The sequence below is a fragment of the Ruegeria sp. C11 genome, from assembly GCF_056537725.1.
On sequence record NZ_JBQFSB010000017.1, the window covers coordinates 25,011 to 46,754 of the forward strand.

The window sequence follows — 21,744 nt, forward strand, 5'->3', positions numbered from 1 at the left end:
CAATGCGAATTGAGTCGCATTTCGGGCGCCGAAGATCAATCCTCTTAGCAACGGCAACACTGCAAATCGGAGAGTGGACATGCTATCGATCTATGCAAAAACCTATATGACCGCGACCGGCTTTGATCGCCCCCGGGTAACGGACGCACCCAGAAAAAAGACTGCGAAACCGCGCCGCTGGTGGTCGGGCGCGCGCCGCAATTTCCGCATCAGATGGAACGTGGGTTTGAATAATCTCTGACAGGGATTCCCGGTGTGACTGGTGTCTGGACCGGATGGACATAGGTCAGTAGTCTGGAAAAATCGGCACCGGCTGTTCAGGAAACGCGCGAACAGATGGAACAGCCGGTGCCTCAGCCTTCGGGCGCAAGCCGCCCGAAGGTGTTCTTATTTCTTATTCACCGCCGCCCAGCTGATGGACGTAAGTGGATACGGCGCGAACCTGCGCCTCGGTCAGGCGATTGTTCCAGGCAGGCATCACACCAAAGCGGCTGTTATAGACACTGTCAGTCAGCGTGTCGTAATCCCCGCCATAGAGCCAGATCGCATCCGTCAGGTTTGGCGCGCCCTGTTCACGATCACCTGTCCCATCCTCGCCGTGGCAGGATGCACAGTTGTCGGCAAAGACCACCGAACCGGCCTCAACCGCGCCAGCGTCCTTTGGTTCGCCGGACAGGGACATGACATAGTTCACGACCTGATCGATTTCCTCGCTGCCCAGCAACTCGTCTCGACCGAATGCGGGCATCTGCGAATACCGTGCATCATCGCTTTCTTCGTTGCGGATGCCGTGAGCGACAGTGAAGTAGATACTGTCGATATCGCCGCCCCAAAGCCAGCTGTCATCCAGCAGGTTCGGATAGCCTTTCGCCCCGGCCGCGCCTGACCCGTGACATTGCGCACACCAGGTCCGGAAAACGGCGGCGCCTGACGAAATGGCATAGTTGTTCAGTTCGGGATCGTTCTGAATTGCGGCCAGTTCCACCGACGCCAGCCGGTCATTGATCGAGGCGTTCGCCTCTTCCACAGCGGTGATTTCGGCATTCACGTCGGCCCGCGAGGACCAGCCCAGAACACCGGCAGTTGCGTGGTTCACCAACGGCCATGCCGGATAGAGGATGGTATAGATCACGCCCCAGATGATCGTGACGTAAAAGGTCCACAGCCACCAGCGCGGCATCGGGTTGTCAAATTCCTCGATTCCATCCCAGCTGTGGCCGGTCGTGTTGGGGTCACCCGGCTGTTTTTCAGGTGTCTTGCTCATTGCCGCGCCTCCTTGGATGTGGCGGGTTTATCTTGATGCCGGAACGGGATGTTGGCTGTGTCCTTGTATTCCTTGCTGGCACCGGGGCGGAAAACCCAGATGACGATGCCAATGAAAAAGACGAACAGCACCAGCAACATCCAGCTGTCCGCGAATTGTCTGAGGATTGTATATTCTTCCATTACACCCTCCTCAGCGGTTCGCGTCCGGGACGAAGGTCGAAAAATCGACCAGCGTTCCCAGCATCTGGAGATAAGCAATCAGTGCATCAGCTTCGGTCAGCTCGGGACGGCCATCAAAGTTGCGCACGTTCACCTTGTCGCCATAGCGTTCAAGCAGACCGTCATAGTCGCTGTCCGGATCCGCCTGTGCCCGGAAGTCGGCGACGGCGTTTTCGATCATCTCATCGGTATACGGGGTACCGACCAGAGCGTTGGCCGCCATGATGTCGCCGATGTATTTGCCGTTCAGCTTGGTTCTTTCGAGGAAGCCGTATTTTGGCATCACCGACTCGGGCACCACCGCTTCGGGATCGCGCAGGTGGTCTGCATGCCATTCGTCCGAATAGCGGCCACCAACGCGCGCCAGATCAGGCCCTGTCCGTTTGGAACCCCACTGGAACGGATGATCATACATCGATTCAGCCGCCAGCGAATAGTGGCCATAGCGTTCCACCTCATCCCGCATCGGGCGGATCATCTGGCTGTGGCAGACATAGCAGCCTTCACGCAGATAAATCTCGCGCCCCGCCATTTCGAGAGGGGTGTAGGGGCGCATCCCTTCCACCTTCTCGATGGTGTTTTCCAGATAGAACAGCGGTGCGATCTGAACGATGCCACCGATGGTCACAACCAAAAAGCTGAACACCAGCAGGAGGGTCGCGTTGGTCTCGAGGATCTTGTGTTTGTCGAGAATTGCCATTGCTCCGGCCCTCCTTATTCAGCCGGGACCGCGACGGTCAGGCTGGCCTCTTTGGCCGGCGCTTTCCGCACAGTCATCCACAGGTTGTAGCACATGATCACGGCACCGGCGACGAACAGAACACCACCCAGAGCGCGCACCACATACATCGGGAACTTGGCGGCCACGGTGTCGGCGAACGAGTTCACAAGGAAACCGTTGGCGTCCACTTCGCGCCACATCAAACCTTCCATGATGCCGGTCACCCACATCGACGCGGCGTAGAGCACGATACCGATGGTGGCGAGCCAGAAGTGCCAGCTGACCAACTGCAGCGAGTACAGACGCTCACGCTTCCACAGGACAGGCACCAGGAAGTACAGCGCACCAAAGGTGATCATGCCGTTCCAGCCCAGCGCGCCCGAGTGCACGTGACCAATTGTCCAGTCGGTATAGTGAGACAGGCTGTTCACGGCGCGGATCGACATCATCGGACCTTCAAAGGTGGACATGCCGTAGAACCCGACCGAGATCACCATCATGCGGATCACGGGATCGGTGCGCAGCTTGTCCCAGGCACCCGACAGGGTCATCAGACCGTTGATCATACCACCCCATGACGGCATCCACAGCACGACCGAGAACACCATGCCAAGCGTCGAAGCCCAGTCAGGCAACGCGGTATAATGCAGGTGGTGCGGACCGGCCCAGATATACAGGAAGATCAGCGCCCAGAAGTGGATGATCGACAGCTTGTACGAGAACACCGGACGCTCGGCCTGCTTCGGGATGAAGTAGTACATCATGCCCAGGAAGCCCGCGGTCAGGAAGAAGCCCACAGCGTTGTGGCCGTACCACCACTGGATCATGGCGTCCTGAACACCGGACCAGACGATGACCGATTTAGAACCCCAGATGCTGACCGGGATGGTCATGTTGTTGACCAGGTGCAGCATGGCGACGGTGACGATGAACGCCAGATAGAACCAGTTGGCCACATAGATGTGCGGTTCTTTCCGTTTGATGATCGTACCGAGGAACACGGCCAGATAAGCAACCCAGACAATGGTCAGCCACAGGTCAACATACCATTCCGGCTCGGCATATTCCTTGGACTGGGTACCACCCAGAACGTAGCCGGTCGCGGCCAGCACGATGAACAGCTGATAGCCCCAGAACACGAACCACGCCAGATTGCCGCCCCAAAGGCGTGCCGCGCTGGTGCGTTGCACCACATAGAACGAGGTCGCAATCAAGGCGTTGCCGCCAAAGGCAAAGATCACCGCCGAAGTGTGCAGCGGGCGCAGCCGTCCAAAGTTCAGATAACCTTGTGCCCATTCGAAATTGAGCGACGGGAAAGCCAACTGAAACGCAATGAAGGTACCGGCGATGAAACCGACAACACCCCAGAACGCGGTGGCAATCACGCCATAGCGGATAACGTCATCCATGTATTCCGCCGAGCGATCAACAAGAATATCTGGCTCTTCAGTGTTGCGCAGCGTCCAGATGAACAACCCACCGGCGATCAGCATCACCAGTATCGCATGCACCTGATACGCCAAATCCCGCGCATAGTTGGTTCCGATCGCTGCGAATAGCGCGACCAGACCAAGCGCGATCAGCTTGATATAATTCGACATATTGCGTCCCTTTGCCATGCCCCGCGCGATTCTCGCGTCGCGCCAGACTTATTAGACTGGCTGCTGTATTGTAGAATAGGGGCATCTGTTGCTTTGATCTGTATCAAAACAATAACCTGAATTCTGTGACACGCATAATCCCATGAATGGGAAAACTGGTCGCATGTGACAAAGCACCCGAACCACGAGGTAGAGATGTCTTACAAATCCCTTCTCACCGTCATGACGGAAACGACCCTGGCCAAACCCGCGCTTGCGCAGTTGACGGCTTTGGCGGCATCGCAGGAAGGCCACGCCGAGGCGCTTTGCCTTGGGGTCGATCGCAGTCAGACAGGGTATTACTATGCCGGCGCGAACGCACTGATCCTGCAGGAAACGCTCAGCCGCGCCAATGCAGAGGCCGACGAGATACTGGCGTTTGCGCAGGATTATCTGGGCAAATCCGGCGTGCGCTGGTCAGCGGAAAGCGGTGTCGCGCAAATTGCGGATATCGGTCGCCACGTGGCGCACCGGGCGCGGTTTTCCGATCTTGTCGTCCTGCCCCGCCCCTACGGTGAGGGACACGGTGCCGAGGCGGAACCCATCGTCGAAGCCGCCATGTTCGAAGGGCACGCGCCGGTTCTGGTCGTGCCGGACGATTTCGAACCGATTTCGACGCCCCGCACAATTCTGATCGGCTGGAACGAAAGCGTCGAGGCGATGCGTGCCATCCGCTGCGCGATGCCGTTTCTGAAACAGGCCGAGCTGGCGCGTATCGTTGTCATCGACCCACCACGCCACGGGCCTGATCGCTCGGACCCGGGCGGGATGCTGTCCCAGATGCTGGCGCGGCACGGCGTGAAATGCGAAATCGATGTTCTGAGCAAGACGATGACGCGGGTGTCGGATATTCTGAACCGCCATGCCGTGGACACCGAGGCTGACATGATCGTCATGGGCGCCTATGGCCATTCAAGGTTCCGGGAGGCGATATTGGGCGGAGCGACCCGGAACATGCTGGAACAATGCACCGTGCCGGTTTTCCTCGCGCACTGACCGAGACAGGCGCTTTGCAAGCAAGAAAACCGCCCAAGCCGGGCGGTTTTTCTATTCTCAGGCTTTGCGGATCAACCCGATGAGGAAAAGCAGGATCACCGCTCCGATCGTCGCATAGATTATCGAGGAGATCATCCCGCCCCCGACCGAGAACCCCAGCGCCGGAAACAGAGTTCCCGCCAGAAACGCGCCAACAATCCCGACGATGACATTGCCGATCAGGCCGAAACCGCGCCCCTCCATGATCTTGCCCGACAACCATCCTGCGATGGCCCCGACAAAGAGCATTGCCAACAGGCTTCCAAATTCCATTCTCGCCTCCCAATATCCTGCAAACTCGGGTCTATCAGATCACGGGAAGGCGCGCAGGTCACGCCCGAACGTAGTGCATTCCCTGAAACTGCCCCCGCAATTCCCGCGTTTGCACCGCGACCGAGGCAGGATCATCGCTGGTCAGCCCGTGCGAGATCAACGCCGCAAGCTTGTTGGCATGCTCTGGGGTCACCCCGCGCCGAACCAGTTCGGGCGTTCCGATGCGCAGACCGTTCATGTCTCCCGCGACAGGCGCGATGGGCAACCCGATCCCGCAGGCAAGAAAGCCAGCTTGCCGCAGCGTCTTTGACGCGGCCTGACCGCCACCGAAGCCTTCTGCCTCAATCGCAAACTGGTGCGATGCGGTGGCGCCGCCCTTGCCCTGGAACACCGGCAGACCCTGTGCTGCCAGTTCCCCGGCCAATGCCTGCGCCAGTTCAATCATCGCCTGGCCGTAATCTGCACCGAATTCTATCCAGTCCAGCATCGAGACCGCCAAAGCTGCCGATTTTGCCGCATCGAAATTAGCGGTCATGCCAGGAAAGGCGATTGCATCCAGATGCTCGGCAATGTCTGCCTCATTGGTCACGATCAGGCCACCGGCTGGGCCACCAAGGCTTTTGTAGGTACTCATCGTCATAAGATGCGCCCCCTCGTCCAGCGGATTTGCCCAGGCACCGCTGGCGATGACGCCACACTGATGAGCGGCGTCGAACAAGACCTTTGCGCCAACTTCGTCCGCAATCTCGCGCACAGCGGCAACGGGATGCGGAAACAGGTTCAGCGACCCCCCCACCGTGATCAGCCGCGGCTGGCGGTCCCGGACCAGCGCGCGCAATCCATCCAGGTCAAGGCTGTAGCCATCTGCGTCCACCGGTGCATTTAGCGTGTTGAGGCCGTACAGCCCGGCACAACCGCCGGAGTGGTGTGTAACATGCCCACCGATGGATGCGGGCGGCGCGATGATTATGTCGCCCGGTTTGGAAAGCGCCATAAATCCATAGAGGTTGGCCAATGCCCCGGAACCCACCCGAATTTCCGCGTAACGCGCGTTGAAAACCCGTGCTGCAAGCTCGGCTGCGATAACCTCGATCTCTTCGATGGCTTCCAGTCCCATCTCGTATTTGTCACCGGGATAGCCAAGCGACGGTCGGCTGCCCAGACCCTTGGCCAGTATCGCCTCGGCCCGCGGGTTCATTACATTCGTTGCCGGGTTGAGGTTAAAACACTCTGCATCATGAATTTCGGTGTTGCGCCGGACCAGTTCATCCAGCCGGTTCTGGACGGACGCCGGATCGGCGCCGGCGGTATTCGCAGCGATTGTCTGGATATAATCTTCACAATGGGACGGCACCCAGGGGCGGTGGGCAAGCTGTGGCATCTGAACCTCCGTTTTGTTGCGGTCAGAATGCGAAAGTCCCGGCTTGCATACAAATCAGTTTTCCAAAAAATCTGGGCCCGATCCATTGAGTGTTGCGGCAAGCCGCACCGAAAATTGAAGTGTCACTGACTGAGGAAGAAGTACCATCAAACCAATACGCGCACTCTATGATCTGTTTCTGTCTTTGGCGGTGACAATGATGAAACCGTTGCGAATAACCTATTCTATCCAGTTTCCACGCCGTCGCTGGCCGTAGAGGAGGCCGTCAACGGCGCGGGCGTTCTGATCGGGCACGAGGCGCTGATCGCGCCGTATTTGCGCAGCGGCCAACTGGTTGCCCCGTTCAATACGCGTGTTGAGTTGCCTGACAGCCTGAAACTTTGGAGCCCACGTCGAATCAGGCCGAAATCTCCGGCTGATCGCGTGGTCAATTGGCTGAAAGGCTTTGACTAGACCAGAAAGCCGCCATCCGTATCGTCACCGGCCTCTTCCATAAGGCGGCCCATGTCCGGGACGGTGACGTGACGCTTACCCTCAAGGCTGATAACGCCTTCTTTCCTGAGGGCCGAAATCTGGCGGCTTACGGTTTCCAGTGTCAGCCCCAGGTAATCGGCCATCGCCTCGCGGGTCAGGGGCAGATCGAACACGATCGGGCCGGTCATGCCGCCTTTTCCGATCGATGCATCCCGGCGGGCTATGATGGACAAGAGGCTTGCAATCTTTTCCCGCGCTGTCTTGCGGCCCAGCACCAGCATCCACTCGCGCGCAGCGTCAAGCTCGTCCAGCGTCATCTGCAGCAAACGATGGGCTATATGCGGCGTGCGCCCCATCAATTCCTCAAACGGTTTCTTTCGGAAACAGCACATCACCACGTCGGTCGTGGCCTGCACGTCATAAGGTGCAGCGTCGCGCCCGGGGCGGCCGACAAAGTCGCTGGGCAGCAACAGACCCACCATCTGGGTGCGCCCGTCCTCCATGGTCTGCGTCAGTGAGGCGATTCCCTGCACCATCGAACCCACAAAGTTCATCTGATCCCCGGACCAGATGATCGTCTGGCCCGCTTCGAAACTGCGGTAATACTTGATTTCCTCAAGATCTTCGAGTTCATCGCGGTCGCAATGGGCGCAGACCGCCCGATGTCGGATCGGACAGTCGCCGCAATTCGAATGGTCAAACTGGACTTGTAGGGTCATGCGCGTTTCCACTTGATCTCGGTCAAGGTACCTGAACCAGCCATCACATAACGGTATCGACATGATAGCGAAACCACAATTGGCCAAGCTCGGACTTTTTGACGCGAAAGTTCCGCGCTACACGAGCTACCCGACCGCCCCCCACTTTAACAACGACGTGGGGCCAGAGATGTTTGGCGACTGGATTTCCGGCATCAAACCCGGCAGCGCCGTATCGCTTTATATCCATGTTCCGTTCTGCCGTCGGCTGTGCTGGTTCTGCGCCTGCCGGACACAAGGCACGCAAACCGACAATCCAGTGATCGCCTACGTGGATGTGCTGAAAGCGGAACTGGACATGCTTGCTGAACGCCTGCCAGAGGGGGTGACATTGTCCCGCCTGCACTGGGGCGGCGGTACACCGACCTTGCTGAATCCCGACCTGATGCGCGATCTTGCAGCCCGCATTCTGGATATTGTTCCGCTAGGGCCAGATGCGGAATTCTCGGTCGAGATCGATCCGAACGAAATCGACGAAGGGCGTCTGGACGCCCTTGCCGAGGCAGGGATGAACCGTGCCTCGATCGGGGTGCAGGATTTCGACGATGAAATTCAAAAGACCATCGGCCGTATCCAAAGCTATGACACCACGCGCAAGGCCGCTGACATGATTCGCGCGCGCGGCATTTCCAGCCTGAACGCCGACATTCTGTATGGTCTGCCGCATCAGACCAAAGCGCGCATGACGGAAAGCGTGCAAAAGCTGTTGTCGCTCAACCCGGACCGGGTGGCGCTGTATGGATATGCTCACGTTCCATGGATGGCAAAGCGCCAGCAGCTGATTCCGTCGGACGCCCTGCCAACCCCCGAACAGCGGCTGGACCTGTTCGACACCGCGCGCCGCCTGTTCATGTGGGATAACTACGCCGAGATCGGTATTGACCACTTTGCCACGCAGGAGGACGGGTTAACCCGCGCATTGCGGGCTGGTCGCCTGAAACGGAACTTTCAGGGGTATACCGATGATCAGGCCGACATACTGATTGGTGTCGGCGCCAGTTCCATATCGCGTTTTCCGCAAGGCTATGCGCAGAACGCGCCGGCAACATCTGCCCATACCAAGGCGATCCGGGAGGGGCGTTTTTCAACATCCCGTGGGCACCTTTTCAAAGGGCAGGACGTCCTGCGTGCAAGACTGATCGAGGCTTTGATGTGCGATTTCCGGATCGACTCTGCGGAAATTCTGCGCGACCACCGGATTTCCGCGGCAGAGCTGAACGCAATGTTTGAAACCGCCAACCGTGACTTTGAGGGGTTGCTGCGGGTCTCGGAAAACGGGCTTTCCATTCCGCCCGAAGCGCGACCGCTGACCCGAATGATCGCCGGAAGCTTTGACGCATATGACCTCAGCAAGGCGGGTCACAGTTCGGCGATCTGAAACCAACGGGATTGGCGGCCAACACCGCCAACTTCTCCAAAATTGGCAGGGGGGCTTGACGCGTGCCTTGGGTATTTCCCACACTCAGGACACGGGGGCATAGTTTTTCCCTTACCCGAGGCAGGCCGAGTTACAGACAGATTGAGCCGACGCAATCGCGTTCGACGCCCCTTTCGTGCAGCGGAACTGCAACCAGAGAGAGGGACAGCACCCATGCGCGTCTTTACCGTCCTCGGCCCCAGCCAGTCAGGCAAATCCACACTGGTCGAGGCCATCAGCCGCCTCGACGGCCGGCCAACCACATTTGACGTATCCGGAACCGTGCACTTGCACGGTTTTTCTTATTTGGGCGAGCCGTGGTGCGCCATCGACGTGGACGGGGGCGGCGATGCGCTGGCCTATGTCGGGCCTGCCATGGCAATTTCCGATGCTGCGGTGGTGGTTATACCGCCGGACCCTGACGCAGCAGTCTTGTGCGCACCCTATCTGCGGTTGGTGGAAGAGGCGGGTATTCCCTGTTTCCTGTTCATTAACCGAATGGACAGCCCCAACGGACGGGTCCGCGACATCATTTCGTCGCTCCAGACCTATTGCACGCATCACATCACGCTTCGTCAGGTTCCTATCCGTGACGGCGATCAGGTGATCGGGGCCGTCGACCTGATCTCGGAACGCGCGTGGAAATATCAGGAAGGGCAGCCCTCGGCCCTGATCGAATTGCCTCAAAACGCAGAAGACCGGGAACAGGAGGCCCGGACAGAACTGCTGGAGACGCTTTCAGATTTCGATGACAATCTTCTGGAGCAACTGATCGAGGACAAGCAGCCGCCGAGCGCAGAAATTTACGATCTTGCCGCGCAGGTCCTGCAGAATCACCAACTGATACCGGCCTGTCTGGGTGCGGCCAGCCATGGCAACGGCCTGACCCGCCTGATGAAGGCGCTGCGGCACGAGGCACCCGAATTTGACATTGCCGCAGGCCGGGACGAAGCCGCCGACAACGCCCGTGCCATCGCTGGTTTTGCCGATGTGAAAAAACATATCGGCAAGATCATCGTCCTGCGCGGGCTTGGGAAAGGGGTCAAGGCACACGAAAACCTTGGTGGAGAATCCGTGGGCAATCTCACAACGCTTGACGCCAAAACTCAGATCGGCTCGCTTGAGGCGGGGCAGATTGGTCTGGCGGTGAAATCCGATCACCTCAACCCCGGCAGCCTGTATGACAGCGCTGACGCGACGCCTTTGCCGGAATGGGCCAGTTCACACCCGTCCGGGTTCCGACAGGTTGTCTCGCCCACTCATGAACGTGACGATGTGCGTCTGTCCAACGCTTTGACCCGGCTGGACGAAATCGACCCGGGCCTGCACCTCAGTCAGGACGAGCACAGCGGACATGCGGTTATCGGCACTCAGGGGCCGCAGCACATGCGTCGCATCACCGCCAAACTAGCCGAGGACTTTAGTATCGAGATCGAGGCCGAACCGGTCGAAACCGCCTACAGAGAGACAATTCAGTCCCCGGTCGAGCATCGACATCGCCATCGCAAGCAATCGGGGGGCGCAGGGCAATTTGCCGATGTGGTGATCTCGATCACGCCCATGCCGCGCGGATCGGGGTTTGAGTTTGACGATGTGGTCAAGGGCGGTGCGGTTCCAAAGAACTATATCCCGTCGGTTCAGCACGGTGCCGAAGATGCGCTTGCACAAGGCCCCCAAGGGTTTCCCGTGGTCGACCTGAAAGTCACCCTGAAGGACGGCAAGCACCACAGCGTCGACAGTTCGGACTATGCCTTCCGCATGGCTGGAAAGAATGCCGTGCGCGAAGCACTGCCGGAGGCCAAACCAGTGGTTCTGCAGCCGATTCTGCATGCTGAAATTCATCTGCCGTCACTATATGTTGGCGATCTTGTTCCGACGATTAGCTCGTTGCAGGGGCAGGTTCTGGGCTTTGAAGGCAACCCGAACGCACCCGGCTGGGAGATCTTCAACGCAATGCTTCCGGCGGTTGCCGAAGATGAGTTGCATCGCACCCTGGCAAGCGCGACGCGCGGAACCGGCTGGGTAAAACTCCGCTTTGATCACTATGAAGAACTTCGCGGTCAGGCGCCAAAGGTATCCCGCGAAAAAGCCAACGCCCATTAACGGGTTCGCCTAGGAGCCTCTGCCCGTACTTCGGGCGGAGGCAAATCAAAGCCAAGTAAGACCGGCGATTTTGGCGCAGGCGGGCGGGTACAAAGCCCGCCCTATCCCGCCGCCGCGATCAGTTCGCGGGTGTATTCGGTTTGGGCGTTTTCAAACAGCGCATCGGCAGTGCCCATCTCGACAATGTCACCCTGTTTCATCACCAGCACGTTGTGGGACATCGCCCGCACAACCTTCAGGTCGTGAGATATGAACAGATAGGCCAGACCGTATTTGCGCTGCAGGTTCCGAAGCAAATCGACGATCTGCACCTGCACCGTCATGTCCAGTGCGCTGGTCGGCTCGTCCAGAACCAGCAGTTTGGGCCGCAGGACCATCGCCCGCGCAATCGCGATACGCTGCCGCTGACCGCCCGAGAACTCGTGCGGATAGCGGTCCATCGCCTCCGGGTCGAGGCCGACTTCGTCCATCACTTCGGCAACCAATTCGCGCGGCTCGCGATGCGGGTCCACGTTGTGAATGGCCAACCCTTCTGCGATGATTTGTTGGCACGTCATGCGCGGGCTCAACGAACCGAACGGGTCTTGAAACACGATCTGCATATCCTTGCGCAGGCGTCGCAACTGCCGCGTGGACCATCGCCGCACATCCCGGTCGCGAAAGGTAATCCCGCCTTCGGACGAGATCAGCCGCATGATCGCAAGTGCCAGCGTTGTTTTGCCCGAACCGCTTTCGCCAACGATGCCCAGCGTTTCACCTGCCCGAACGGAAATCGAGGCGTCATTCACCGCCTTTACGTAACCAACCGTGCGCTTGAAAAACCCGCGTTGGATCGGAAACCAGACCTTGAGGTGATCGGTACGCGCAATTTCTTCCGCATCAGCGGGCAGTGGATCAGGTGAGCCCGACGGCTCGGCGGCCAGCAGCTTTCTGGTATAGGGGTGTTGTGGATTGTCGAAGATTTCGGTGGTTTCTCCGGTCTCGACAATCTCGCCATCTTTCATGACGCAGACGCGATCGGCAATCCGCCGCACGATGCCCAGATCGTGGGTGATGAACAACATCCCCATGTTTTCAGATCGTTGCAATTCCGCCAGAAGCTCCAGAATCTGGGCCTGAATTGTTACGTCCAGCGCTGTTGTCGGCTCATCCGCGATCAGAATGTCGGGCTTGTTCGCCAATGCCATCGCAATCATCACGCGCTGGCGCTGCCCGCCGGACAACTGATGCGGATAGCTGTCCAGACGCTCTTCGGGATCGCGGATGCCGACCTTGTTCAACAATTCCAGAATCCGGTCACGCGCCTGATCTCCGACAAGCCCCTGATGAAGTGCCAGAGATTCCGCCATCTGCTTTTGGATCGTGTGCAGCGGGTTGAGCGAGGTCATCGGCTCCTGAAAGATAAAGCTGATATCGTTGCCGCGCACATCCATCAGACGCTGCTCGGATGCGCCGATCATCTCCTGCCCGTCATAAAGGACAGAACCTTCGACCGCTGCACTTTCCCCAAGCAGGGAAACCGTAGACAGCGCCGTGACCGACTTGCCCGATCCGGACTCGCCCACCAAAGCAACGGTTTCACCGCGATCAACGGTGAACGAGACCCCCTTGACTGCGGCCGAAACACGCCCGTCCTGCTGAAATGAAACCCTGAGGTTGTTCACGGCAAGAAGGCTCATGAGAATGTCTTCCTCGGGTCGAACGCATCGCGGACGCCTTCGAAAATGAAGACAAGAAGCGACAGCATGATGGCAAAGGTGAAAAAGGCGGTGAAGGCCAGCCAGGGCGCCTGCAGGTTCTGTTTCGCCTGCAATGTCAGCTCACCCAAAGACGGGGCCGACGATGGCAGACCGAAACCCAGAAAGTCCAGCGAGGCCAGACCACCAATCGTGCCGGTGACGATGAAGGGCATGAAAGTCAGCGTCGCCACCATTGCATTGGGCAGCATGTGGCGGAACATGATGGTCATGTTTCCGACGCCCAGCGCCTTGGCCGCGCGCACGTATTCCAGATTTCGCGCCCGCAGGAATTCAGCCCGGACCACGCCCACCAGACCGGTCCACGAAAACAGGATCATTAGCGCGACCAGCAGCCAGAAACTTCGTCCCAGAATGGCGAACATAATAATGATAACGTAAAGCGACGGGGTGGCAGACCAGATTTCGATGATCCGCTGGAAAATCAGATCCAGCCAGCCCCCGAAAAAGCCCTGTATGGCACCGGCAAACACACCGATCAGACTGGCAACGCCCGTGACCAGCAGGGTAAACAGAATCGAAAGCCGGAAACCATAGATCACGCGGGCAAGAACGTCGCGTTTTGTATCATCCGTGCCCAACAGGTTCTGACCGTTCGGTGGCAACGGTGCGGCCCCCGGACGATCAACCGACGTGTTGAAGGAATACGGGATGGGCGGCCAGATGGCCCAGCCCCGTTCAAAGCCTTCTCCTTCGAACGTCCCCGCCTGAATTTCGTCGATGATGCCTTCGGGGTCGTCAAAGCAGTCTTCCAGCCCACCGCTGTCGATCAGGCACTGGACCTCGGGGTCGCGATAGATCGCCTCGGTCTTGAAGTCGCCGCCAAAATCCGTTTCCGGGTAGAACCTGAAAATCGGAGTAAAGAACTCACCCCGGTACTTCACCAGGATCGGTTTGTCATTGGCGATGAACTCGGCAAAAAGCGACACACCGAACAGCACAGAGAATATGATAAGCGACCAGAAGGCCCGGCCATTGCGCCGGAAGTTGCGCCAGCGGCGCTGGTTGAGAGGTGACAGAGCCATTTATCCCTCCCGCTTTTCGAAATCGATGCGCGGATCGACCAGCACATACATCAGGTCGCTGATGATACCGATGACAAGGCTGAGCAGGCCAAAGATGAACAGCGTCCCGAAGATCACCGGATAGTCCCGCGCGACGGCGGCCTCGAACCCCAAACGACCGAGGCCGTCGAGCGAGAAAATCGTTTCGATGATGATCGAGCCCGAGAAGAAGACCCCGATAAACACCGCCGGAAAGCCTGCAATCACAATCAGCATGGCGTTGCGGAAAACGTGACCATACAGAACCTTGCTCTCGCTCAGCCCCTTGGCACGCGCTGTCATGACATAGTGCTTTTTGATCTCGTCCAGAAACGAGTTCTTGGTCAGCAGCGTCAATGTCGCGAAGGCGGCGATGGTCGAAGCCACAACTGGCAGCGTGATGTGCCAGAAGTAATCCAGAACCTTGCCAACCAGACTGAGACTGTCCCAATTGTCCGACGTCAGCCCCCGCAGCGGGAAGATCTGCCAGTACGAACCACCGGCAAACAGGACAAGCAGAAGGATGGCGAACAGAAAGCCGGGGATAGCGTAGGCCACGATAATCGCGCCACTGGTCCAGGTATCAAAGGTTGAGCCATCCCGGACCGCCTTGCGGATACCCAGCGGAATGGAAACCAGATAGGCGATCAGGGTCGACCACAGGCCAAGCGAGATCGATACCGGCATCTTTTCCAGCACAAGGTCGATCACGCTGATCGAACGGAAGTAGCTTTCACCGAAATCCAGCGTCAGATAGTTGCCCATCATGGACAGGAACCGCTCGAGCGGCGGCTTGTCGAACCCGAATTCTTTTTCAAGCTGGGCAATGAATTCAGGCGGCAGACCTCGTGCGCCGACATATTTGTCATCGAACCCGCCAGCAGGTTCGGCGCTGGCCCCGGCTTCGCCCGATCCGGCAAAACCGGCGAACACATCACCCTGCCCTTCGATCTGGGCGATGATCTGCTCGACCGGGCCGCCCGGCACGAACTGCACCAGCGTGAAGTTGACGATCATGATGCCCAGAAGCGTCGGAATAACCAGCAACAGGCGGCGGAGAATATAGGCGCCCATTTTACCGCAGCGCGCCCTTTGCCTTCAGCGCGGCCTGTTTCTCGGAGTTTACCCACCACAGATCAAGATAGCCAAGACCGAACGGGGGCAGGTTTTCAGGGTATTCGTACATATCGTAATAGGCCGTCCAGTAGTCCGCTATATAGCCATCGGGGATGACGAAGAACTCATACCGCAATGCCCGGTCAAGCGCCATCAGGGCTGCATCCTGGGTTTCCTGATTTTCCGTTTCGAACGATGCTTCGATAATCGCATCGACCAGAGGGCTGGCCAGACCGGCGGGGTTGAACAGGCTGAACGCGGCCTCATCCGAGCCGTACATCTGGCTCAACCCACCACCCGTCGACAGGAAAGAACCATAGCGCGTGGAATACACCATGTCGTAATCCCGCTCGCGACTGCGCAGAGTGTACTGGGCGGGATCCACCTTTTCCGCGCTAGCGTCCACACCGATTGCCTGTAGGTTTTGCACAAATGTCTCGATCATTGTCGCGGTCGAGGTCGGGATATTGGATGGATAGGGGATGTTGACCTTCAGAGTCTGCCCCTGCGCGTTGCGGCGCAGATTTCCGTCGCTCACCTGCCAACCGGCCTCGTCCAGCAGGTTCGAAGCCTGACGCAGGTTACGCCTGTCATTCAAACGTCCGGACCGGGATTCATGCGTGACGACAGCCGGCTCAGCCAGAAATTCCGATGGCACCACTTCCCCCAGAGACTGCAGGAATGTCAGCTCTGCACCTTCAGGGGTGCCTTTCGCCTCAAGATGTGTACCTTCCACGAAAGAACTGCGCGGAGAGTTCAGACCGAACATCAGGGATTCGTTGGCCCATTCAAAGTTGAAGGCCAGCGCCAGCGCCTTGCGAACGTTCTTGTCTGCAAATTGCGGCTTGCCCAGATTGAACACGAAACCCGACGGCGTCGGGGGGCTGCCATCCGGGATTTCATCCTGAACCACCGAGCCTTCGGTCAGCTTTGGGAAATCATAGCTGGACGCCCAGAGCTTGGGGTCGCTTTCGATCCGCATCGTGTATTCACCGGCCTTGAACGCCTCGAACGCGGCGGTCTGATCGGCGAAATACTCCACCCGGATGGTGTCATAGTTGTGCCGCCCACGATTGATCGGCAGGTCCTTGCCCCAGTAATCATCGCGGCGTTTGTACAGAATGCGCCGGTTGATGTCATAGCTGTCCAGCTTGTACGGGCCGGACCCGACGGCCACTTCGAGGCGCGGCTCGTCCAGGCGGCGGGACTCGTCAGCCTCGAACCATGCCTTCGAGAACACGGGCGTTGAACCAACGGTCTCGATCAGGCTGCGGCGAGTGACCTCGGGATCGAAGGTAAATTTGACGGTGTGATCATCCAGCGCTTCGGCGTTTGTCACCATCCGGCCCACGGCCTGCGCATAAGATGGCAAGCCCTGTTCGATAAACAGCCTGTGGCTGTACACGACATCATCGGCGGTGACCGGAGATCCATCCCAGAATGTGGCCTCGGGGCGGAGATGGAAAATGACGTAATTGCGACCCTCGTCGTATTCCAGGCTTTCCGCCAGCACCCCGTAATATTGCCCGACACTATCATCGGTGCTTTCGATCAGACGGTCATACTGAAGTGTGGTCAGTGCTCCGGCGCGCCCCTTGCGGGAATAGGGGTTAAGAGAGTCGAATGTCCCGGATGCCGACAACGCCAGTTCGCCACCCTTGGGGGCATCGGGATTGACGTATTCAAGATGCGGATAGTCCTCGGGATAATCCAGATTGCCGAAATAAGAATACCCATGACTGCGTGTGATACCTTCATCCCCGGCGCGTACCTCCCCCGAGGCTGCAAGTGTCAGCGCAAGTGAAACTCCAAGCGCAGCCGCCCATGCCCGATGTTTGGGTTTCAGCGCGACGGTCGGCACTTGGGGGGATTTCATCTGGCTCTTCCTCTGGTCGATATCGTTCTTTATTTCGTTTGCGCTAGCTAAAGGTCCAGCACTGGCAGTTGCAAGTTTAGAATGCGTGAACGCTTTGTGAAGTTTGATTTATAAGCTAATTTGGGCGGATTAACGCAATTTCCTGACATTCAAATCTGTGTCAAAGCGAATGCATGGACAACAAATTTTCACACCCCCAGGTAACAGGGATAACAATGCTGCGCCAAGAGGCGCCTCTGATCGTCGGCGTTCTGACCGTCGCACTCTTTCAGTTCGGCGGCGATCTGTGGCTGAAGGATCTGCAAAATCCCCTGTTCGCGGCGGTTCTGTTCCTTGGTCTGTTCATTGCGGTTCTATGGGCATCGTTCGGCGTTGTTCGCCACGCAGACGCTCTGGCAGAGTTGCTGGGCGAACCCTATGGGACGTTGATCCTGACGGTTTCGGTCATCGGTATCGAAGTGTCGCTGATCGTTGCGGTAATGCTGTCAGGCGACTCGGCCCCGACGTTGGCGCGGGACACCATGTTCGCGGTTCTGATGATCGTTCTGAACGGTCTGGTCGGAGCGGCCCTCTTGTTCGGTGGCCTGCGCCATTCGACACAAAACTACAATCTGCAGGGCGCGCGGGCATTTTTTGCCGTTCTGTTTCCTCTGTCCATACTGGCGCTGGTTCTGCCGCGGTTCACCACCTCGACACCTGATCCCAGCTATGCGCCGCTGCAAGCCATGTTCCTTGCCTGCGCGACGACCCTTCTTTATCTGGTATTTCTGGGTATTCAGACGGTCCGGCACCGAACCTTTTTCGAACAGCCCTACTTTCCGGATGACAACCCCAGCCGCAGTTCAGCAACCGATGACGTGCACGAGCATCATGGCCCGATCAGGTCCGGAACGTATCACGCCGTGTTCCTGATCCTGACTTTGCTGCCGATCATCCTGTTGTCCAAACGGGTGGCAAAACTGGTGGATTTCGGAATTGTCGGTGTTGGCGCGCCTGCGGCGTTGGGCGGTGTGCTGATCGCGCTGCTGATCCTGACCCCTGAAAGCATGGCTGCAATCAACGCGGCGCGGGCAAACCGGCTGCAGCGTTCGATCAACCTGTTGCTGGGTTCGGCCCTTGCATCGATCGGCATGACCGTTCCGGCCGTGCTTTCGGTCGGGTTGATTATGGGGCTCTCGGTGCCTTTGGGTCTGGATGACGCGTCGATCATCATGCTGTTGCTGACGCTGCTGACCTGCAACCTGACGTTTGGCGGCACCCGCACCAGCATCCTGCAGGGCGCCGTGCATCTGGTCCTGTTTCTTGTCTACCTGATGCTGATCTTTTTTCCCTGATCGCGCACAAAAAAAGCCGCTGCACGGGGCAGCGGCCTTTCAATTCAAATCCCGGTGACCGGATCAGTCGCCAATGGTTTGCAGATATGCAATCAGGTTGACCCGATCCTCGGCCTTTCTCAGACCGGCGAAGCTCATGGATGTACCCGAAATATACGAGCTCGGCTTGAGCAGGAATGCATCCAGTGCTTCCGGCGTCCAGTTGCCGCCATGCGACTGCATGCCTGCGGAATAGCCGGTGAAACCTTCGGCTGAGGCCAGCGGGCGGTCTACGACACCGTAAAGGTACGGACCGGTACCATTGGCACCTTTTTCCAGCTTGTGACACGCGGTGCACTTGCGGAATACCCGCGCACCTTTTTCGGGATCGGCTGCGGCCAGCAGTTCCTCGAATACCACCTCTTCGCCGTCAGCGCTTTCACCCGAGCTTTCGGTCTCGATGATATAGGCGGCTTCGGCGTCGTGCCCCCCAACACTATAGAGAACGTCGGCGCCCCATTTGGCCAGGAGCAGCGCCAAAAAGGCGCCAAACAGGCCGGCAGCGGCCTTGGTAACTGTCATCGTGTCGAACATTGATCGCGAGTCCATTTCAGCTGTCTGCGCGGGTGTCTAAGGCTTCCACTTGCAAGAGGCAAGGTATAGACACCGCGACTAAACGCCCAATCAATAACCTGTTGCAGGGAATCGTCCAATGACAAATCGCATCGCCTTTCAGGGAGAGCCCGGCGCCTATAGTCACGAGGCCTGCAGGAATGCAAAGCCCGACATGGACGCGCTGCCCTGCCGTACCTTCGAAGACGTGATCGAATCGGTCCGGTCCGGCGAAGCGGAACTGGCGATGCTGCCGGTCGAAAACTCGACCTATGGCAGAGTTGCCGACATTCACCGGCTGCTGCCCCACAGCGGTCTGCACATCATCGACGAGGCTTTCGTTCGCGTTCACATCAACCTGCTGGGCGTTCCGGGGGCAACGCTGAGCGACGTTACCGAAGCGCATTCCCATCTGGTCCTTTTGCCCCAGTGCGAAGGATTTCTGCGTCAGCACAACATTCGCGGACGTGTCAGCCCGGACAATGCGCGCGCCGCCCGCGAAGTGGCGGAACAAGCCGAAAAGCACTCGGCAGCATTGGCAAGCGAGCTTGCAGGTGAAATTTACGGGCTGAACGTTCTGGCCCGCCATATCGAAGATCGTGGCGACAACACCACCCGATTTCTGGTCATGTCGCGGCAAGCCGACGAATCGCGCCGCGGCGCACACGGTATGCTGACCAGTTTCGTCTTTCAGGTCCGCAACATCCCGGCAGCGCTTTACAAGGCGATGGGCGGTTTCGCCACCAATGGCGTCAACATGACAAAGCTTGAAAGCTACATGGTCGACGGATCGTTCACGGCCACCCAGTTTTATGCGGACATCGTCGGGCATCCCGATGACGAGAACGTGAAACTGGCCATGGATGAATTAGAGCACTTCACCACAAATGTCGAAATTCTGGGTGTTTACCCGGCAGCACGCCCCCGAAACTGAGTTTAACAGGCAGCGGTGCAGGGACCAATTTCAGGTCCTGTGCGCATTCCGCTCTTCGAGATTCCGCGCGAACTCGGAAAAGCGAACCTGAAACTGACGTTTGATGCGGGACCGCCCGAGTTTCAGTGATTGCAGCAACAAACGTGCCGGCAGCGTTTTTGCGGCAATAGAGGTATTGATGCTCAATCGTGTTCTTCGTTGTGACAACGCCATCAGTTCGATCACGGTTTCTCCGCTCATGCCTTTGCTCAGGGCCTCGAAACGCATCAGGGACGGTGCCTCACAATTGGTCAGGACCACATTAACATGGCGCGGTTTCCCGCGAATGGTGACCACCGTTTCCCAACTCGTACCGGCCATATCATGATCCGGAGTACCGATACGCCGGATTTCGAGCCCGCGCCGGATGGCCATGCGCTCAAAACGGTCGAAATCAGCAACCATGTCGAAAACGGCGTGGATCGGGGCTTCGATATCTTCTCTGGCTGAAAATTGCATCGTGTTTCTGACGGCTCTCTTTTGCGGTGCAGTCTTTCCTCAGTCCAGCGTATCCGCAAGCCAGTTTTGCAGCAGGTAATGCGCAATCGCACCTTTTCGGGCAGGCAATAGCTTGGGATGGTCCCCGGCAAAAGCCTGCATCATTTCGCTTTTGCTGACCCAGAGCGCATCCTCGATCTCAACCGGATCGATCCTGATCTCGCGTGAAAGCGCCTCACCATGGCACCCGAACATCAGGGATGCCGGGAAAGGCCAGGGCTGACTGGCCAGATAACCGACCTGCCCGACAGGCACGCCTGCCTCTTCCATGACCTCGCGCCGCACTGCGGCCTCCAACGTCTCACCCGGTTCAACAAATCCCGCAAGCAGTGAGTACATCCCCTCAGGCCAACCGGGCGACCGCCCCATCAGCACGGAATCGCCATGCGTTATCAGCATGATCACAACTGGATCAGTGCGGGGAAAGTGCTGCCCGTTGCAAGCTGGACAGCTTCGCTGCCATCCAGCCTGCGTTATCTGGCTTGGCGCGCCGCATCTGGCACAGAACCGGTGTGTTTCATGCCAGCCGATCACGGCCTTTGCAGTGGCCGCCAGTTCAGCATCCCGCGTATTCAGACGGGTCATGATCCGGCGTAGTTCGGCAAATACATGGCCTTCTGGCAAATCCGGGTGCTGCTGTTCGGTTCTATCGACAAAGTTGCCGACACCTGAAAGATCAAGCCCTTCGGCTGCCCAGTTTGAAATGTCAGCAGCAAAAATGGGTGCTCCGCCACTCCCGACACCCAGTAAAACCGGCTCTTCCATCGCACCGCCCGGACCTGCCGTAACAAGCGGATGAGACATCCGCACATAAGCAAGATGATTGAGGCGCTCGCCCTGCACCAGAACCTTGCCGCGCCACAGCAGCAGGCATTGCGCATCCTGATGCACCACGGCATTGGCCATCGCCTGTGGATCACTACGAATATGCGCCGCCCGATCCAGACCCGATCCGCCGAATGTTACCTGCTCTGCGCGTTTCATTCCCGCCCTCATTTGTTACGGGCAAATGGCTGCCACGGCTGGCCCGGCGGCGCAATGCCCGTTCTAATGTCAAAAGACCTCATATACGCCTTGGCGCGGTTTAATAAGCTAATTACGTTTGATGTTGTCGGGTTGCCATTTTCCGATCTGTTGCCTATATCGGCTGCGAGAGGTTGGCGCGGGCGAGCGCCTCGCCAACCTGGTCAGGTCCGGAAGGAAGCAGCCACAACGAGTCCCGCTTGGGTCGATGTCCAGCCTCTCACCTTTTCCTGCTACAATCGTGAT

20 protein-coding genes and 1 other RNA gene are annotated in these 21,744 nt (G+C 58.2%); 7 read left to right on the top strand and 14 right to left on the bottom strand.

Going from position 1 to position 21,744, the window contains the following annotated elements:
* Positions 1-79 precede the first annotated feature (79 nt).
* Positions 80-241 carry a hypothetical protein gene (locus tag ACR0NA_RS20990; RefSeq protein WP_480732419.1) on the top strand — a complete coding sequence of 54 codons (162 nt, stop codon included), beginning with the start codon at positions 80-82 and terminating at the stop codon, positions 239-241.
* A gap of 153 nt (positions 242-394) precedes the next feature.
* On the opposite strand, the gene ccoP is transcribed toward ACR0NA_RS20990, so the two are convergent.
* The 4 genes from ccoP to ccoN are packed head-to-tail and all read right to left on the bottom strand — an operon-like array spanning position 395 to position 3,807.
* Positions 395-1,264 carry a cytochrome-c oxidase, cbb3-type subunit III gene (ccoP, locus tag ACR0NA_RS20995; RefSeq protein WP_170657148.1) on the bottom strand — a complete coding sequence of 290 codons (870 nt, stop codon included), beginning with the start codon at positions 1,262-1,264 and terminating at the stop codon, positions 395-397.
* Positions 1,261-1,446, bottom strand: a complete 186-nt coding sequence (locus tag ACR0NA_RS21000) for a cbb3-type cytochrome c oxidase subunit 3 (protein ID WP_170657151.1) — start codon at positions 1,444-1,446, stop codon at positions 1,261-1,263. The genes ccoP and ACR0NA_RS21000 overlap by 4 nt, the downstream gene beginning before the upstream one ends.
* Positions 1,447-1,456: 10 nt before the next feature.
* Positions 1,457-2,185: a cytochrome-c oxidase, cbb3-type subunit II gene (gene ccoO, locus ACR0NA_RS21005; protein ID WP_170657153.1), complete on the bottom strand. Its 729-nt coding sequence runs from the start codon at positions 2,183-2,185 to the stop codon at positions 1,457-1,459.
* A 14-nt stretch (positions 2,186-2,199) separates the two neighbouring features.
* A complete protein-coding gene (ccoN, locus tag ACR0NA_RS21010; protein ID WP_170657156.1) occupies positions 2,200-3,807 on the bottom strand; it encodes a cytochrome-c oxidase, cbb3-type subunit I in 1,608 nt (535 codons plus the stop codon).
* A 195-nt stretch (positions 3,808-4,002) separates the two neighbouring features.
* Between ccoN and ACR0NA_RS21015 the strand changes: the two genes are divergently transcribed.
* Positions 4,003-4,842 (top strand): universal stress protein, encoded by an 840-nt coding sequence (locus tag ACR0NA_RS21015; RefSeq protein WP_170657159.1) that lies wholly within the window; start codon positions 4,003-4,005, stop codon positions 4,840-4,842.
* A 57-nt stretch (positions 4,843-4,899) separates the two neighbouring features.
* Here the strand turns inward: ACR0NA_RS21015 and ACR0NA_RS21020 are convergent, their stop codons facing one another.
* The 3 genes from ACR0NA_RS21020 to fnrL all read right to left on the bottom strand — a co-directional run bounded on the left by ACR0NA_RS21020 (position 4,900) and on the right by fnrL (position 7,728).
* A complete protein-coding gene (locus ACR0NA_RS21020) occupies positions 4,900-5,154 on the bottom strand; it encodes a GlsB/YeaQ/YmgE family stress response membrane protein (protein WP_170657161.1) in 255 nt (84 codons plus the stop codon).
* Positions 5,155-5,212: 58 nt separating this feature from the next.
* Positions 5,213-6,535, bottom strand: a complete 1,323-nt coding sequence (locus ACR0NA_RS21025; protein WP_480732423.1) for an aminotransferase class I/II-fold pyridoxal phosphate-dependent enzyme — start codon at positions 6,533-6,535, stop codon at positions 5,213-5,215.
* Between the two features lie 449 nt (positions 6,536-6,984).
* Positions 6,985-7,728, bottom strand: a complete 744-nt coding sequence (gene fnrL, locus ACR0NA_RS21030) for a transcriptional regulator FnrL (RefSeq protein WP_480732425.1) — start codon at positions 7,726-7,728, stop codon at positions 6,985-6,987.
* A 61-nt stretch (positions 7,729-7,789) separates the two neighbouring features.
* Here fnrL and hemN point away from each other — a divergent pair, with 61 nt between their 5' ends.
* Positions 7,790-9,145, top strand: a complete 1,356-nt coding sequence (gene hemN / locus ACR0NA_RS21035; RefSeq protein ID WP_480732427.1) for an oxygen-independent coproporphyrinogen III oxidase — start codon at positions 7,790-7,792, stop codon at positions 9,143-9,145.
* Positions 9,146-9,358: 213 nt separating this feature from the next.
* Complete coding sequence (locus ACR0NA_RS21040; protein ID WP_480732429.1) at positions 9,359-11,287, top strand: elongation factor G; 1,929 nt, start codon at positions 9,359-9,361, stop codon at positions 11,285-11,287.
* Between the two features lie 101 nt (positions 11,288-11,388).
* On the opposite strand, the gene ACR0NA_RS21045 is transcribed toward ACR0NA_RS21040, so the two are convergent.
* From ACR0NA_RS21045 to ACR0NA_RS21060, 4 genes are read right to left on the bottom strand one after another with little or no spacing between them, the layout of a single operon-like run.
* Positions 11,389-12,966, bottom strand: coding sequence for an ABC transporter ATP-binding protein (locus tag ACR0NA_RS21045; RefSeq protein ID WP_480732431.1), 1,578 nt, complete (start codon positions 12,964-12,966; stop codon positions 11,389-11,391).
* The gene (locus ACR0NA_RS21050) at positions 12,963-14,069 is read right to left on the bottom strand and encodes an ABC transporter permease (RefSeq protein ID WP_480453162.1); all 1,107 of its coding nucleotides are present in this window, start codon (positions 14,067-14,069) and stop codon (positions 12,963-12,965) included. The genes ACR0NA_RS21045 and ACR0NA_RS21050 overlap by 4 nt, the downstream gene beginning before the upstream one ends.
* Entirely contained in the window at positions 14,070-15,161 is a 1,092-nt protein-coding gene (locus ACR0NA_RS21055; protein WP_170657177.1) for a microcin C ABC transporter permease YejB, read from the bottom strand.
* Position 15,162: 1 nt separating this feature from the next.
* On the bottom strand, positions 15,163-17,079 hold the full coding sequence (locus tag ACR0NA_RS21060) for an extracellular solute-binding protein (RefSeq protein WP_480732434.1): 1,917 nt from the start codon (positions 17,077-17,079) through the stop codon (positions 15,163-15,165).
* Between the two features lie 215 nt (positions 17,080-17,294).
* Between ACR0NA_RS21060 and ACR0NA_RS21065 the strand changes: the two genes are divergently transcribed.
* Positions 17,295-18,413, top strand: a complete 1,119-nt coding sequence (locus tag ACR0NA_RS21065) for a calcium:cation antiporter (protein WP_480732436.1) — start codon at positions 17,295-17,297, stop codon at positions 18,411-18,413.
* Between the two features lie 63 nt (positions 18,414-18,476).
* Here ACR0NA_RS21065 and ACR0NA_RS21070 read toward each other — a convergent pair whose 3' ends face one another.
* Positions 18,477-18,986, bottom strand: coding sequence for a c-type cytochrome (locus ACR0NA_RS21070; RefSeq protein WP_170657225.1), 510 nt, complete (start codon positions 18,984-18,986; stop codon positions 18,477-18,479).
* 118 nt (positions 18,987-19,104) lie between these two features.
* On the opposite strand from ACR0NA_RS21070, the gene ACR0NA_RS21075 reads away from it, so the two are divergent.
* Positions 19,105-19,938: a prephenate dehydratase gene (locus ACR0NA_RS21075; RefSeq protein ID WP_480732438.1), complete on the top strand. Its 834-nt coding sequence runs from the start codon at positions 19,105-19,107 to the stop codon at positions 19,936-19,938.
* A 30-nt stretch (positions 19,939-19,968) separates the two neighbouring features.
* On the opposite strand, the gene ACR0NA_RS21080 is transcribed toward ACR0NA_RS21075, so the two are convergent.
* The gene (locus ACR0NA_RS21080) at positions 19,969-20,436 is read right to left on the bottom strand and encodes an SRPBCC family protein (RefSeq protein WP_480732441.1); all 468 of its coding nucleotides are present in this window, start codon (positions 20,434-20,436) and stop codon (positions 19,969-19,971) included.
* 39 nt (positions 20,437-20,475) lie between these two features.
* Complete coding sequence (gene nudC / locus ACR0NA_RS21085; protein WP_480732443.1) at positions 20,476-21,459, bottom strand: NAD(+) diphosphatase; 984 nt, start codon at positions 21,457-21,459, stop codon at positions 20,476-20,478.
* A 166-nt stretch (positions 21,460-21,625) separates the two neighbouring features.
* On the opposite strand from nudC, the gene ffs reads away from it, so the two are divergent.
* Positions 21,626-21,724, top strand: an RNA gene (gene ffs, locus ACR0NA_RS21090) — signal recognition particle sRNA small type.
* Positions 21,725-21,744: the final 20 nt, after the last annotated feature.

Bases quoted from the DNA above. Each gene is read 5' to 3' on its own strand.
- ccoO (WP_170657153.1), bottom strand. From the start codon at position 2,185: ATGGCAATTCTCGACAAACACAAGATCCTCGAGACCAACGCGACCCTC.
- ACR0NA_RS21040 (WP_480732429.1), top strand. From the start codon at position 9,359: ATGCGCGTCTTTACCGTCCTCGGCCCCAGCCAGTCAGGCAAATCCACA.
- ACR0NA_RS21045 (WP_480732431.1), bottom strand. From the start codon at position 12,966: ATGAGCCTTCTTGCCGTGAACAACCTCAGGGTTTCATTTCAGCAGGAC.
- ACR0NA_RS21060 (WP_480732434.1), bottom strand. From the start codon at position 17,079: ATGAAATCCCCCCAAGTGCCGACCGTCGCGCTGAAACCCAAACATCGG.
- ccoN (WP_170657156.1), bottom strand. From the start codon at position 3,807: ATGTCGAATTATATCAAGCTGATCGCGCTTGGTCTGGTCGCGCTATTC.
- hemN (WP_480732427.1), top strand. From the start codon at position 7,790: ATGATAGCGAAACCACAATTGGCCAAGCTCGGACTTTTTGACGCGAAA.
- ACR0NA_RS21080 (WP_480732441.1), bottom strand. From the start codon at position 20,436: ATGCAATTTTCAGCCAGAGAAGATATCGAAGCCCCGATCCACGCCGTT.
- ACR0NA_RS21025 (WP_480732423.1), bottom strand. From the start codon at position 6,535: ATGCCACAGCTTGCCCACCGCCCCTGGGTGCCGTCCCATTGTGAAGAT.
- nudC (WP_480732443.1), bottom strand. From the start codon at position 21,459: ATGAAACGCGCAGAGCAGGTAACATTCGGCGGATCGGGTCTGGATCGG.
- ACR0NA_RS21065 (WP_480732436.1), top strand. From the start codon at position 17,295: ATGCTGCGCCAAGAGGCGCCTCTGATCGTCGGCGTTCTGACCGTCGCA.
- ccoP (WP_170657148.1), bottom strand. From the start codon at position 1,264: ATGAGCAAGACACCTGAAAAACAGCCGGGTGACCCCAACACGACCGGC.
- ACR0NA_RS21020 (WP_170657161.1), bottom strand. From the start codon at position 5,154: ATGGAATTTGGAAGCCTGTTGGCAATGCTCTTTGTCGGGGCCATCGCA.
- ACR0NA_RS21050 (WP_480453162.1), bottom strand. From the start codon at position 14,069: ATGGCTCTGTCACCTCTCAACCAGCGCCGCTGGCGCAACTTCCGGCGC.
- ACR0NA_RS21000 (WP_170657151.1), bottom strand. From the start codon at position 1,446: ATGGAAGAATATACAATCCTCAGACAATTCGCGGACAGCTGGATGTTG.
- ACR0NA_RS21075 (WP_480732438.1), top strand. From the start codon at position 19,105: ATGACAAATCGCATCGCCTTTCAGGGAGAGCCCGGCGCCTATAGTCAC.
- fnrL (WP_480732425.1), bottom strand. From the start codon at position 7,728: ATGACCCTACAAGTCCAGTTTGACCATTCGAATTGCGGCGACTGTCCG.
- ACR0NA_RS21055 (WP_170657177.1), bottom strand. From the start codon at position 15,161: ATGGGCGCCTATATTCTCCGCCGCCTGTTGCTGGTTATTCCGACGCTT.
- ACR0NA_RS21015 (WP_170657159.1), top strand. From the start codon at position 4,003: ATGTCTTACAAATCCCTTCTCACCGTCATGACGGAAACGACCCTGGCC.
- ACR0NA_RS20990 (WP_480732419.1), top strand. From the start codon at position 80: ATGCTATCGATCTATGCAAAAACCTATATGACCGCGACCGGCTTTGAT.
- ACR0NA_RS21070 (WP_170657225.1), bottom strand. From the start codon at position 18,986: ATGTTCGACACGATGACAGTTACCAAGGCCGCTGCCGGCCTGTTTGGC.